The sequence below is a fragment of the Marinobacterium zhoushanense genome (genome assembly GCF_014641945.1).
Classification (GTDB): domain Bacteria; phylum Pseudomonadota; class Gammaproteobacteria; order Pseudomonadales; family Balneatricaceae; genus Marinobacterium_D; species Marinobacterium_D zhoushanense.
The window spans coordinates 94,948-107,651 of sequence record NZ_BMIJ01000005.1 but is presented as its reverse complement, the minus strand read 5'-3'; the positions used below and the strand labels follow the sequence as shown (position 1 = coordinate 107,651).

14 protein-coding genes are annotated in these 12,704 nt (G+C 65.2%); 4 read left to right on the top strand and 10 right to left on the bottom strand.

Annotated features, from left to right (window positions below; all coding sequences use genetic code 11):
- Positions 1 to 2 precede the first annotated feature (2 nt).
- Positions 3 to 1,340, bottom strand: coding sequence for a GGDEF domain-containing protein (locus tag IEX40_RS12800; protein ID WP_188748876.1), 1,338 nt, complete (start codon positions 1,338 to 1,340; stop codon positions 3 to 5).
- Positions 1,341 to 1,505: 165 nt separating this feature from the next.
- On the opposite strand from IEX40_RS12800, the gene IEX40_RS12795 reads away from it, so the two are divergent.
- The 4 genes from IEX40_RS12795 to IEX40_RS12780 all read left to right on the top strand — a co-directional run bounded on the left by IEX40_RS12795 (position 1,506) and on the right by IEX40_RS12780 (position 4,369).
- On the top strand, positions 1,506 to 1,772 hold the full coding sequence (locus IEX40_RS12795; protein ID WP_188748874.1) for a PepSY domain-containing protein: 267 nt from the start codon (positions 1,506 to 1,508) through the stop codon (positions 1,770 to 1,772).
- Positions 1,773 to 1,784: 12 nt separating this feature from the next.
- Positions 1,785 to 2,342 (top strand): cytochrome b/b6 domain-containing protein, encoded by a 558-nt coding sequence (locus IEX40_RS12790; RefSeq protein ID WP_188748872.1) that lies wholly within the window; start codon positions 1,785 to 1,787, stop codon positions 2,340 to 2,342.
- A gap of 88 nt (positions 2,343 to 2,430) precedes the next feature.
- Positions 2,431 to 3,396, top strand: coding sequence for a ribonuclease Z (locus IEX40_RS12785; protein ID WP_188748870.1), 966 nt, complete (start codon positions 2,431 to 2,433; stop codon positions 3,394 to 3,396).
- Positions 3,397 to 3,502: 106 nt separating this feature from the next.
- The gene (locus IEX40_RS12780; protein WP_188748867.1) at positions 3,503 to 4,369 is read left to right on the top strand and encodes an NAD-dependent protein deacetylase; all 867 of its coding nucleotides are present in this window, start codon (positions 3,503 to 3,505) and stop codon (positions 4,367 to 4,369) included.
- Here IEX40_RS12780 and cobS read toward each other — a convergent pair.
- From cobS to IEX40_RS12735, 9 genes are all read right to left on the bottom strand, one after another.
- The gene (cobS, locus tag IEX40_RS12775) at positions 4,330 to 5,106 is read right to left on the bottom strand and encodes an adenosylcobinamide-GDP ribazoletransferase (RefSeq protein WP_229680750.1); all 777 of its coding nucleotides are present in this window, start codon (positions 5,104 to 5,106) and stop codon (positions 4,330 to 4,332) included. The two genes, IEX40_RS12780 and cobS, sit on opposite strands and share 40 nt — an antisense overlap.
- Positions 5,094 to 5,654, bottom strand: coding sequence for a histidine phosphatase family protein (locus IEX40_RS12770; protein ID WP_188748865.1), 561 nt, complete (start codon positions 5,652 to 5,654; stop codon positions 5,094 to 5,096). Before IEX40_RS12770 ends, cobS begins: the two co-directional genes overlap by 13 nt.
- Complete coding sequence (gene cobT, locus IEX40_RS12765; RefSeq protein ID WP_229680749.1) at positions 5,651 to 6,736, bottom strand: nicotinate-nucleotide--dimethylbenzimidazole phosphoribosyltransferase; 1,086 nt, start codon at positions 6,734 to 6,736, stop codon at positions 5,651 to 5,653. The genes IEX40_RS12770 and cobT overlap by 4 nt, the downstream gene beginning before the upstream one ends.
- Positions 6,733 to 7,248, bottom strand: a complete 516-nt coding sequence (cobU, locus tag IEX40_RS12760) for a bifunctional adenosylcobinamide kinase/adenosylcobinamide-phosphate guanylyltransferase (protein WP_188748863.1) — start codon at positions 7,246 to 7,248, stop codon at positions 6,733 to 6,735. The genes cobT and cobU overlap by 4 nt, the downstream gene beginning before the upstream one ends.
- Positions 7,245 to 8,732, bottom strand: coding sequence for a cobyric acid synthase (locus IEX40_RS12755; RefSeq protein WP_188749391.1), 1,488 nt, complete (start codon positions 8,730 to 8,732; stop codon positions 7,245 to 7,247). Before IEX40_RS12755 ends, cobU begins: the two co-directional genes overlap by 4 nt.
- Before the next feature lie 62 nt (positions 8,733 to 8,794).
- Positions 8,795 to 9,805: a threonine-phosphate decarboxylase CobD gene (gene cobD / locus IEX40_RS12750; RefSeq protein ID WP_188748861.1), complete on the bottom strand. Its 1,011-nt coding sequence runs from the start codon at positions 9,803 to 9,805 to the stop codon at positions 8,795 to 8,797.
- Positions 9,805 to 10,719 (bottom strand): adenosylcobinamide-phosphate synthase CbiB, encoded by a 915-nt coding sequence (gene cbiB, locus IEX40_RS12745; RefSeq protein WP_188748859.1) that lies wholly within the window; start codon positions 10,717 to 10,719, stop codon positions 9,805 to 9,807. The genes cobD and cbiB overlap by 1 nt, the downstream gene beginning before the upstream one ends.
- The gene (gene bluB / locus IEX40_RS12740; protein WP_188748857.1) at positions 10,716 to 11,372 is read right to left on the bottom strand and encodes a 5,6-dimethylbenzimidazole synthase; all 657 of its coding nucleotides are present in this window, start codon (positions 11,370 to 11,372) and stop codon (positions 10,716 to 10,718) included. The genes cbiB and bluB overlap by 4 nt, the downstream gene beginning before the upstream one ends.
- Positions 11,369 to 12,697, bottom strand: coding sequence for a cobyrinic acid a,c-diamide synthase CobB (locus IEX40_RS12735; RefSeq protein ID WP_229680748.1), 1,329 nt, complete (start codon positions 12,695 to 12,697; stop codon positions 11,369 to 11,371). The genes bluB and IEX40_RS12735 overlap by 4 nt, the downstream gene beginning before the upstream one ends.
- Positions 12,698 to 12,704: the final 7 nt, after the last annotated feature.

The window sequence follows — 12,704 nt, the reverse complement described above, 5'->3', positions numbered from 1 at the left end:
TGTCAGGCGGCCACCGGCTCGATGCGATTGCGTCCGGCGCGCTTGGCCGCGTACAACGCCTCGTCCGCCGCGCTGAGCATCCGCTCGATACTGCCCAGGGCCAGCGCGTCGTTAAGGCCGATACTCAGGGTCACCCGCAGTTGCGGGTGCACCTGCTGCCAGTCGCTGGCTTCGATCTGGCGGCGCAGCCGCTCACAGCGCTCATAGGCCTGCTGCAATGAGGTCTGCGGGAATAGAATCACGAACTCCTCGCCGCCATGGCGGGCGAGGATATCGCTCTTGCGGATATTCTGCTGCAGCAACTGCGCAACCCGTTTCAACACCTCGTCACCCACGCCGTGGGAGAAGCTGTCGTTGATCTGCTTGAAGTGATCGAGATCGGCGATCATGACGCACAGCGGCTGGTCGTAGCGCATCGCCTGCTCGAACGCCAGCGCCGCCTGCTCATTGAAGTAGCGCCGGTTGTGCAGCTGGGTCAGCGGGTCACGCACCGCCGCCTCACGCATCTCCGCATGGGCGCAGGCCAGATCCCGGCTCATGCGGTTGAAAGCAGCGGCCAACTCGCCGATCTCATCCCGGCTGCGCACCGGCACCTCCTGCTCCAGCTCGCCGTTGGCGCGCATGGCATGTACCGCCGCCGTCATGTCATACACGCGATTGCAGACGCGGCGGCTGAATAGCAGGCCCAAGGCCAGCGCCAGTAGTGCAGCGCCGACCATACCGAAACCGAGGGCGCGGCGCATGGCCGCCAGATAGGAGAGATCCTGTGGCGTCAGGTTTGGCTCACCCAGAGGAATTGCCAACAGCACGACACGCCCCCCCTGTTCGATGGGACGCCCCTGCTTGAGCAGATCGCTGGCGATCTGCTCACCCGCCGCATAGCCCGGTCCCGGCTTGACCACTACACCGGTGGGATCGGTCAGCATAAACAGAAACGGCGCCATACCACCTCTGAGGAAGGCGGAGGCATCGTTTATATTCGCTTGCGTCGGGTCTGGCGACGCCGAACCTGACTGTGGTCCAACGCTACCCTGCACCACATTCTGAGGCGGTCCTGGTACCCCGGGTCGCGCTCCCGTGCCATTCATGGCATTGAACTCAAGCACTCCCCTTGTACGTTGCACAAACTGATGGAAGGATTCCTGCGCCCGGCCCCGCTCCCAGCTGCCGTAGCGGGTCAGATACGCCCCTACGTCGAACTGAAAATGGTTAAACGCCTGATCCTGTACCGACTGGCGAAAATCGCGCATCAGCAATCCGTAGGCGATACCACCAACCAGCATCGCCGCCGTAACGCCCACCAACAGCATGCACAGCGTCAACTTGGCGTTCAGTTTCATGCACCCGCCTCCTAAGCTCGTACCAATGGCTGTTTATAGCACACCCGGCAGCCCCCGGCCCGCCACCGCACAGCCTGAGTGAGTTTTCTCGACCCCCTTAAGCTTTATTTAAGCTAACCCACCTAAAGTGGCTCCATCCTGAAACCGTGAACAAGGAGTCTTGCCATGAACAAACTGATCACCGCTCTGTTGATCTCCAGCGCCGCCTTATCTACCACCGCCCATGCCGAAGAGGTGCTATGCGACGTACCCAAGGCGCAGTGGCAACCCCAGGAGGCGCTTGAGCAGTCACTGCAGGCCAAGGGCTGGGAGATCCGTAAGATCAAGGTCGACGAAGGCTGTTACGAGGTCTACGCGAAGAACGCACAGGGCGAGCGCGTCGAAGCCTACTTCGATCCGCAGAGCTTTGAAATCGTCAAGCAGCAGGATTAACAGGAGCGGGCGATGAAAACCACCACCGCAGCGCCGGCAACGGTCAAAGTCTGGGACCCGCTGGTGCGGGTCTTCCACTGGTCGCTGGTGCTGAGCTTCGCAATCGCCTGGATCAGCGCAGACGAGTGGCAGAGTCTGCACGAGTCCTGCGGTTACATCGTGATTGGGCTGGTCCTCATCCGCATCCTCTGGGGGCTGATCGGCTCGCGCTATGCGCGCTTTGCGCAGTTCGTGCGTCATCCACGTATTGTGATCGACTATCTGCAGGATATACGCCACGCCCGCGAAGCGCGTCACATCGGCCATAATCCGGCCGGCGGCATGATGGTCGTTGTGCTGCTCGGCACGCTGACACTGCTCTGCGTCAGCGGCTGGCTCGGCACCACCGACCGATTCTGGGGTGAGGAGTGGGTCGAGGAGCTGCATGAGCTGATCGGCAACCTGGTCCTGCTATTGGTGGGCCTGCATCTGGCGGGCGTGCTGTTAGCCAGCCTGCGCCACCGCGAGAGCCTGGTCAGGGCGATGCTGACCGGACGCAAGCGCGCGCCCCAGCCTGAGGATATCGACTGACTTGCCGCCCCGATTGCAGCCCGGCCCCGATACATCCGCGCCGGGCTGTTTTACACTGAAGGCTCAGGCAAGCTGTAGGGGCCATGCAGTGAAGATCACCTTTCTCGGCACCTCATCCGGTGCCCCCACACGTTATCGCAACGTCAGTGCCACCGCCGTCCAGCCCGAGCACGGCAAACCCTGGGTCCTGGTCGACTGCGGCGAAGCGACCCAGCATCAGCTGCTGCGTACCCCGCTCTCTCCGCTGAAGCTGGAAGCGATACTGATCACCCATATCCACGGCGATCACTGCTACGGCCTACCGGGGCTGCTCGCCTCCTGCCAGCTCAACGGCCGCACCGCGCCGCTGACACTGGTCGGGCCGGTGGCGGTCTGGGAGTATCTGCAAGCCGTCATGCAGTTCACCGAGATGCAGATCGACTATCCACTGCAGTTCCTGGCGGTCGATGAAAGGCTCGATATTACCGCCGGCGGTTTCCAGATCAGCGCCGCAGCGCTGAGCCATCGTACCGAGTGCTGGGCATACCGCCTGCGTGAAAGCCAGATTCCGCTGCAACTGGATGTGCAGCGTCTGCGGGCGGAAGGGATCTCACCAGGCCCCGAATACGCCCATCTTCAGCGCGGCGAAGATCTACAGCTGGCCGATGGCCGCTGGCTGAGCAGTACCGACTTCACCCGACTTTCTCGCAAGCCGCGGGTTGCTGTTATCGCCGGCGACAACGACCGCCCGGAACTGCTCGCCGGCCTGTGCCAGGGAGCGGACCTGCTGGTACATGAGGCGACCTACACCGCCGACATCCTGCAGCAGGTCGGCCCCGAGCCGCAGCACAGCAGTGCCGAGCGGGTGGCACGCTTCGCCGAGCAGCAGCGGATCCCCAACCTGATTCTGACCCATTTCAGTCCGCGCTACCTGAGCAAACCGCGGCGCAGCAACGACCGTCTGATCTGCGAGATTCGCACCGAGGCCAGACAGTACTTCAACGGCCAACTGCAACTGGCCGAGGACCTCGCCAGCTGGCTGATCAGCCGTGATGGCATGCTGCTACGCTTATAAACGGAACCGCCATGCCGGGGGAGCAGGCGTTTGCTGTCAGCAAAAATGCCATCCCGGGTCCGGTACAGGTAGAGTCGCTGTCTACCCCTGAGGAAAAGATGCGCCCATGTCATTGAGTCCGTCACTGCTCCAGTTCCTACGCCACCACCCGCGCCTGCTGGTGCTGACCGGCGCCGGTATCAGCACCGATTCGGGCATCCCCGATTACCGCGACCGTAACGGTCAGTGGAAGCGCAAACAACCGGTACAGCATGCCGACTTCATGCACAGCCATAGCACACGGCAACGCTATTGGGGGCGCAGCCTGATCGGCTGGCCGGTGATGCAGCAGGCGCGCCCCAACCTGGCACACCAGGCGCTGGCCCTGCTGGAACGGCTGGGCCATGTCGAACTGCTGGTAACCCAGAATGTGGACGGCCTGCATCAGCGCGCCGGATCCCAGGCGGTGATCGATCTGCATGGCCGCGCCGATCAGGTGATCTGCATGGGGTGCGATTACCGCTGCAGTCGCGACGAGGTACACGGTCGCTCGGCACAGATGAATCCGGCGTTCACCCACTTCAGTGCCAAGACCGCGCCCGATGGCGATGCCGATCTGGAGGTGGATTTCAGCCGTTTCGAGGTACCGCACTGCCCCCGCTGCGGCGGGATTCTCAAGCCCGACGTGGTATTCTTTGGCGATAACGTGCCCAAAACCCGGGTTGTGCAGGCCCTCGATGCCCTGCAACGCGCCGACGCCCTGCTGGTGATTGGCTCTTCACTGATGGTCTACTCGGGCTTTCGCTTCTGTAAACGGGCCCGGGAGTGGCACAAACCGATGGCGGCGCTGACCCTCGGGCGCACCCGCGCCGACGAACTGCTAGACCTGAAACTGGATGCGCCGATCGGACCGACACTGGAACAGCTGATCCAGGCATTACAGATGCCCGCCGCTCAGGTTGGCGGAAGTGCGAGAGAACCGGTTGCCAAGTGAGCCAATACCGCTGCGAATATCAGGGCGCTCTCGCTAAGTTCGATCAGTGCCCCGGCAGTATCCCCGGTGCAGCCGCCCAAGCGCCGCAGCATCGCCCTGCGCGCCAACAGATAGACCAGGGCCGGAAGCGCCAGCCAGAGCGGCTGTATCAACAGCAGGCCCAGCCCCACGCCCGCGACCAGTAGGTAAACTGCGCCACTTGGCAACTCGGCCAGCATCTCGCCGGCGATACCGCCTGGGCGGGCATAGGGGGTTTGCACCAGCAGCAGCAGGGCTGCGGTCCGTGCGGCCACCGGCGCCAGCAACAGCGCAAGCCAGTCGGTCTGCGGCAGCAATGCCAGTAGCAGGCTCCACTTCAACAGCAGCTGTAGCAGCAACACCAACACCCCACTGGCGCCGATATGGGGATCTTTCATGATCGCCAGGGTGCGCTCGCGATCACCCAGCCCTCCCATCCAGCCATCACCGCTGTCGGCCAGCCCATCCAGATGCAGACCGCCGGTCACACCACACCAGAGCAGCAGCAGCAGCGTTGCCCGCAGTTCCAGCGGCAAGCCGTCACTCAGTATCGCGCCGGTACAGAGCAGGGCACCGATCAGCAGCCCGACCGCCGGGTAGTAGAGCATCGCCAGCGCCTGCTGCCGTCGATCCGGAACCTCTGCAAGCTGCACCGGGAGCAGGGTGAGGAACTGCAGGGCGGATTTGAACGCCCGCAGGTGGTGGCTCAGGGTGTGCACGGGCCGGTATCCATGAAACTGTGCAGGGAGCCATGTTCAGGCATCTGCTCGAACAGCTGCTCCCGCGGCAGACGCTGGATCAGGCAGCGCATCACGCAGATCACGCCGCCGTGGCAGATTAGCAGTACCCGGCCGGACTGGCGTCGCCGAAGCTCGCCTAACACCGCATCCAGTCGTACATAAAACGCCTGCATGGTCTCGGCACCGGGTGGCGGATATTGCCAGGGGTCGCGCCAGAACCGCTCCAGCGCCCCCGGAGAGTGGGCATAGATCGCCTCTCCGCTGAGTCCATCCCAGTCGCCGAAGTCATACTCGGCCAGGCGCGGCTCGACAATTAACCGCTCGGCCCCGGCCCAGTCGCGGGCGAAGCTCAGACAGCGCGCCAGTGGCGAACTGATAACGGCGTCATACTCCGCCGGCGATCGTTGCGCCAGCGCCGCTGACATCTGCTGCCAGCCATGCTCGGTCAATGCCGCATCGGTACGCCCCAGATAGCAGCGGCCCAGGCTGGTTTCGCCGTGGCGCAGCAGATCGATACACAGACTCATGCGGTCGCTCCCGACACCGCCGCCTCGTCGAAGGTGGCCATCTGCGCGTGCAGGGTACAGGCCATGCGGATCAGCGGGACCGCCACCGCCGCGCCGCTGCCCTCGCCCAGGCGCAACCCAAGATCCAGCAGCGGCCAGGAGGGCAGGTTGTCCAACAGCTGCGCATAGCCCGGTTCGGCGGAGCAGTGCGAGAAGATCAACCAGTCACTCAACTGCGGCTGCAGGCGGCAGGCGATCATCGCCGCCACGGTGCAGATAAAGCCGTCGACCAGCACCGGCACTCCCTGCTGACCGCAGTGCAGGTAGGCGCCGCACAGTGCCGCGATCTCGAATCCGCCCAGGCAACGCAACAGCTCCAGCGGTTGCTCAACCCGTGGCTGGTGCAGCGCCAACGCGCGCTCGATCACCGCCACCTTGTGCAGGATGCCGGCGCTGTCGAGCCCGGTGCCGGGGCCCGCCAGCGTCACCGCCGGTTGCTCGAGCAGGGCGGCGGCCAGAGCGGTGGCGGAGGTGGTGTTGCCGATGCCCATTTCGCCGCCGATAAACAGGTCCAGCGGCTGATCCGCCGATGCCTGAATTACCGCCTGGCGCCCCACCGCCATCGCCCGTGCCAGCTGTGCCGGGGTCATCGCGGGCTCACAGGCCAGGTTGCCGCTCTGCGGGGCGATCACGCAGCTCTCCACACCCGGCAAAGGCGCCAACTCGGTCACCGTGCCCAGGTTATAGACGCGCAAGCGAGCATCGAGTGCGCGCGCGGCGACGCTGATCGCGGCGCCGCCGTTGGCGAAGTTGGCGATCATCTGCGCCGTCACCGCCTGCGGATAGGCCGACACCCCCTCGGCGGCCACACCGTGATCGGCGGCAAACACCGCGATTGCCACCCGCTCCGCCTGGGGACAAGGCTTGCCCTGCATACCGGCCAGGCGGATCGCCAGCCGTTCCAGATCACCCAGTGCCCCGACCGGCTTGGTCAGTTGCTGCTGCCGCGACTCCGCCTCGACAACCGCCTGCCGGTGAAGTGGCGCCGACGGCGACTCCAGCCAATCCAGGAACGCCCGCTCATAACCTGTCGCACAGCTCACACCCTATCCCCCTTTACCACCAACGGCAGCCCCGCCACCATCAACACCACCTGGTCGGCCTGCGCCGCCACCGCCTGGTGCAGCCAACCCGACTCGTCGACGAAACGTCGACTCAACTCGCCCATCGGCACCACCCCCATGCCGGTCTCGTTGGACACCAGGATGATCTCCCCCTGGGCCCGCGCCAGCTCGGCGACCAGGGACTCGCGCTCGGCGCGAATATCAGCACCGGCGAGTAACTGGTTGGTTATCCACAGGGTCAGACAATCGACCAGCAGACAGCGCTCAGGGCCCTGCTGGTCGCGCACCACCTGCGCCAACGCCAGCGGCTCCTCAATGGTGCGCCAATGCGCTGGCCGACGCGCCCGATGGCTGGCCAGGCGTGACTCCATCTCGGCATCCCGCGCCTCGGCGGTGGCGATATAGACCACCTCCAGCCCGGATGCGGCCGCCAGCTGTTCGGCTCGGCTGCTTTTACCGCAACGGGCGCCACCGGTAATAAAGCGGATCATGCTGTCTCCCTCTTTGGCTGCCCCAGCAGCGCCAGTACCGCGTCCAGATCCAGATGCTGCTCCAGCGTATCGGCCAGGCGCTCGATAGCCGCTTCGCGGATGCCGACGTAGTCGATGCGCTGCGCCTGCGCCAAACCGGCCCACTGCAGAAATGCCTCGCACGCCTCGGGCTGCTCAAACAACCCGTGCAGGTAACAGCCGGCCACCTGCCCATCCTCGGACAGGGTGCCGTCAAGCCCCTGCTCCAGGGCCAGCAATGCCTGGGCATCAGACGCCAGGCGACTGATGCCACAGTGTATTTCGTATCCCCGAATCGGCGCCTGACGGCCATCAAGAAACAGCTGTCCGCTGCTGTTGCGCAGGATCTTCTCCGCCTTGAGCTCTGTGCTCAGCGGCAGCAGGTTCAGTCCGGGACTGCTGCCCACCGGCCCTTCGATACCCAGCGGATCGTCGACCCATTCACCGAGCATCTGGTAACCGCCACAGATCCCCAGCACCCGGCCACCGTAGCGTAGATGCCGCATCAGGTACTCCTCCCAACCCTGCACCCGCAGCCAGTCGAGATCGTTGCGGACCGATTTGGATCCGGGCAGGATCACCAGGTCCGCAGGCGGTTTTGGCTGATCGGGACCGACAAAACTGAGCCGAACCTGGGGATGCAGGCGTAGCGGGTCGAAATCCGTGTGGTTACTGATATGGGGCAGGACCGGCACGACGATCTTCAGCGCATCAGCACTCTTCTCCCCGCTCTCGGCCGTGGCAACGGCATCCTCCGCCTCCAGGTGCAGACCGTGCAGGTAGGGCAGCACTCCCAGCACCGGCTTGCCGGTGCGCTGCTCGAGCCAGTCCAGCCCAGGTTTGAGCAGTGCGATGTCGCCGCGGAAGCGGTTGATCACGAAACCCTTGATCCTCGCCTGCTCACTTGGACTGAGCAGCTCCAGGGTGCCCACCAGATGGGCAAACACGCCGCCCTTGTCGATATCGGCGATCAGGATCACCGGACAGTCCACCCGCTCAGCAAAGCCCATATTGGCGATATCGCGATCACGCAGGTTGATCTCCGCCGGAGAGCCTGCTCCCTCCACTACCACCGCCTGATAGCCTTGGCACAGCCGCCGGTGGGACTCGGCCACCGCCTGCCAGGCCACCGCCTTGTAGTCGTGGTAGCTGGTCGCCTCCATGTTATCCACAGCCCTGCCATGGATGATCACCTGGGCGCCAGTATCGGAACAGGGCTTGAGCAGCACCGGGTTCATATCCACGTGGGGTGCCAGGCCACAGGCCTGGGCCTGCACCGCCTGGGCGCGTCCGATCTCGCCCCCCTCGGCGGTCACCGCGCTGTTCAGCGCCATGTTCTGCGGTTTGAACGGCGCCACGTCGATACCGCGTCGCTTGAGTACCCGGCACAGCCCGGCCACCAGCGTGCTCTTGCCGGCGTCGGACGTGGTGCCTTGCACCATCAAGGTATGAGCGCCTTGCACCATCAAGGTATGAGCGCCTTGCACCATCAAGGTATGAGCGCCCTGCGCCATCGCGGTATCGCCCGTCATTGCATAACCTCCTGTAACACCCGCTCCAGTTGCCGCCACTGCGCCTCCGTGCCCGGCAGACCGAACCTGAGGCCGGGCGGATCGTCGAACCGCCGTACCAGCACCGCACCCAGCGCCAGACGCTGCTGAATCGCGCCCGCCTGCTCTGTCGCGACCCAGGCGAACAGCGACGTACTGCGTACAGGCTGAGCAAAGTATTGCTGCAGCAACTGGACCAGTCGCCGCTGCTGGTGGTGCAAACTGGCCTGCGCCTGCCGTTGCCACTGCCGGTCCAGCAGCGCCCTGGTCGCCAGCCAGCGTGATGGGTGAGCCAGTGCCCAGGGCCCCATCTCGTTGGCAACCGCCTCTCTTAGTTCCGCATCCGCAAACAGAAAGCCCACGCGCAGACCGGCGAGGCCGAAAAACTTGCCCAGCGAACGCAGGATGATCAGCCCCTCAGGGATAACCGGGCCGATCAGGCTCTGTTCCTGCGTGGCGTCGATAAACGCCTCATCCACTACCAGCCAGCCGCCTCGCGCGGCCAGTTGCCGATGCCAGCGCTCCAGCTGCTCGCGTGGGAAACTGCAACTGCTGGGGTTACAGGGGTTGATCAGCACCAGTACATCCAGCTGTGGCAGCTGGATCTCGATCTGCAGCACGCTCAACCCCAGCACGCGATGGCCGTGCAACTGCCAATGGTGGCGATGCTCGGCGTAACCCGGCGTCAGTACGCCGACCCGGGCGCTCCCGCATAGCGCCTTGCGCAGCCGGGGCAACAGCTGAATGGCCTGCTGGGAACCGGCCAACGGCAGCAGTTGATCACTACCGTAGTAGGCAGCCGCCGCCATTTCCAGCTCATCGTCCGCTTCCGGCAGGCGGGCAAACACCTCGCCGGGAATCGCCGGCACCGGCCAGCCCTGCGGGTTGATGCCGGTGGACAGATCCAGCCACTGGCTACGGGGAATCCGGTAGCGTTCGGCGGCGGCATTCAAACCGCCGCCATGCTCAAGCTGACCCATCGCTCCCATTACCAGGTCTCCAGTAGCAGTTGAACCAGTTGCAGGCTCAGGATCGCCGCCAGCCAGAGGAGCAGGCAGCGCTCAACCAGGCGTAGCGCCCGCTGCAGATCCTCGCGCCGGGGACTGCCTCCCTGACCCAGATAGGGTTTGGCCACCCAGATCCCGCGATACCGGGTCGGTCCACCCAGGCGTACGCCGAGCGCGCCGGCACCGCTGGCCATCACCGGACCGGCGTTGGGGCTGTCATGGGCCGACGCCTGCAGGCGCCAGCAGCTCAACGCCCGGCGGGTGTTGCCACAGAGGGCGTAGCCGAGCGCGGTAAGCCGGGCCGGGATCAGTCCAACCAGGTCGTCCAGCCGGGCCGCCGCCCAGCCGAAGTGCAGAAAACGTTCGCTTTTGTAGCCCCAGCAGGCATCCAGCGTGTTGATCAGGCGAAACGCCAGCGCGCCGGGCGCACCAGCTACGCAGAACCAGAACAGCGCACCGAACACCGCGTCGCTGCCATTCTCCAGAATCGACTCCACGGCGCTGCGCTCTACCTCCAGCGTCGCCTCGTCCCGGCTGCAGATGCGGGCGGTCAGCCGTCTTGCCTCGCCCAGCTCTCCCTCGGACAGCGCATAGATGATCGGCTGCGCATGGGCCCGCAGGCTGTTCAACCCCAGCGTGAACCAGAGCGTCAGCACCGAGATCAGCACGCCGAGGTAGGGCTGGTGGACCAGCCAGAGGCAGAGCAATACCGGCGGCAGCACCAGCAGTGTCACCGCGACCAGCCCGAGCAACCGTCCCCGGATCGCGCCACCCCGGTTCAGCCTCTGCTCGATCCACTGGGCGCAACAACCGAACCCGACCAGCGGATGCCAGCGTCGCGGCTCGCCCCACCAGAGATCCAGCACTACGGCCATTACCGCCAGCAGCGCGCTCATGCCGGGCTATCCGCCGTCGACCAGCGGTTCTCGAACAGCATCTCCGATAGCGGCGCGGCCCTGGCCCAGCCGACCTGCTCCAGCATCGGCTGCGGGTAAAACGCCTCCACCGGGCCGATACAGAGGATCGCCACCGCTTTGCTGCCCTCGGGCATATGCAGCAGCCTGGCCAGGGCATCGGGATCGAACAGGGAGACCCAGCCAACACCAACGCCCTCGGCGCGAGCCGCCAACCACAGATTCTGGATGGCACAGGCGACCGAGGCCAGATCCATCTCAGGCAGCGTGCGGCGGCCAAACAGATGCCGTTCCCGCTGATCCATCAGCGCCACCACCAGCAGTTCAGCACAGCGATCCAAGCCATCGACCTTGAGTTGGAGGAACGCCTGCTCACGCTCGCCCAGCGCTGCTGCCGTGGCCAGCCGCTCCCGCTCCACCAGTGCGCGGACCTGCTCGCGCAGGTCGCTATCGGTAACCCGGATAAAGCGCCAGGGCTGCATCAGGCCGACACTGGGTGCCATATGCGCGGCTTGTAACAAGCGCTCAAGCACGTCGGACGGCAGCGGCTCGGAGCTGAAATGGCGCATATCGCGCCGTTCGCGAATCGCACGATAGACCGCCTCCCGCTCGGCAGCGGTGAACGCCTGGCTCATGGCCGCAACACCTCGGCTACCGCTTCGGGATTGGACGGGAAGTAGCTGTGGATGTAGGACGCGGTCAGCCGGCCGACGCGGTAGACCGGCTCGGCGGCGCGACGACCATTGGGGCACTCGCCGATAGCCACCGGCTCAAGTTCGGTGTCGAGGCTGGAGTGGTGGAAGCTGTGCCCGCGCAACTCCTCAATCCCCTGTTGCAGCGGCAGCGCCAGCCGCTGCAGTCCCAGGGCAGTGAAACGCGCGTGCATCTTCGCCCGGGCCGGCAGCACACCGCAGAGTTCGACCCGCTCCCCGCTCAGCGCGGTCAACGATTCGCAGAGCCAGAGCATGCCGCCACACTCAGCCATAATCGGCTTACCCTGGCGGTAATGAACCTGAACCTGCTCCATCAGACCCCAGTTGGCGCCAAGCTCGGTCAGGTGAAGCTCGGGGTAACCGCCGGGCAGGTAGAGGCTGTCCACCTCGGGCAGTTGCTCATCGCTCAGCGGCGAGAAGAACTCCAGTTCGGCACCGAGCTGACGCAGGCAGTCCAGGTTGGCCGGGTAGAGAAAGCTGAACGCGGCATCGCGGGCCACGCCGATACGCACACCCGCGAGCAGGCGCTGCGGCACCGGCACCGGCTGCGACTGAAACGCCACCGCCGGCGGTAGATCGGTTCCGGCGCTGTCGGCAATGGCATCGGCAGCCGCATCAAGTCGTCTATCCAGATCCTCGATCTCACTGCCCTGTACCAGGCCGAGATGGCGACTGGGCAGCTCGAACGCCTGCTCCCGGGGCAATGCGCCGTACCAGCGCAGGGAGTCCGGCAGCGCCTGTTGCAGCATCTGCGCGTGACCGGCACTACCGACCCGGTTGGCCAGTACCCCGCTGACCTCGAGACTGCTGCGGTAGCCGGCCAGCCCCATCGCCAGAGCGGCAAAGGTCTGAGCCATACCGCCGGCATCGATCACCGCCAGCACCGGGATGCCGAACAGCTCGGCCAGATCGGCGCTGCAGGGAGAGCCGTCGAACAGCCCCATCACCCCCTCGATCAGGATCAGGTCCGCCTCACCGGCGGCCTGCCAGAGCAGCTGTTTGCACTGCTCCGGCGAACCCATGAACAGGTCAAGCTGGTACACCTCGGTGCCACAGGCGCGGGACAGGATCATCGGGTCGAGAAAATCGGGACCGGTCTTGAACACCCGCACCCGCCGCCCCAGCCGAGTGTGCAGCCGCGCCAATGCGGCGGTGACGGTGGTTTTGCCCTGGCCCGAGGCCGGGGCGGAGATCAGCAGCGCCGGGCAACTGCGTACGCTCACGGCAGCTTCGCCAGCCTGACTCATGGTTCGC